Below are 318 nucleotides of genomic sequence, written 5' to 3'. Positions count from 1 at the left end.
TTGTTCCAGACAAATTTGTCGCTGTGCTCAAACACTCGATCACTTCATCCATAAAACAAGGTTAATTTTTGGCGGCAATAGACGGGATGAATGCGGTCGGTAGGTTGGCGCTGAGCTTGCGAAGCCCAACATAACACTCTTGTAAAGATTGTTGGGCTTCATTGCATTTAGCCCAACCTAAAGCCACTCCCTAATCCCCTTTTGTGTTGACGAGTAGCGGCTTTTTGTCAGGATGAGAGACTTACCTGTCTGAGCGAAGCGAGTTTGGTGAGTCTCCCTGACAAAAAACGCAACGCAGTGGAGCCGCAGGCCAACACA

Source organism: Methylophaga sp. UBA1464 (genome assembly GCF_002325665.1).
Lineage (GTDB): Bacteria > Pseudomonadota > Gammaproteobacteria > Nitrosococcales > Methylophagaceae > Methylophaga.
The sequence above is the reverse complement of the archived record's forward strand: the minus strand, read 5'-3'. Positions refer to the sequence as shown.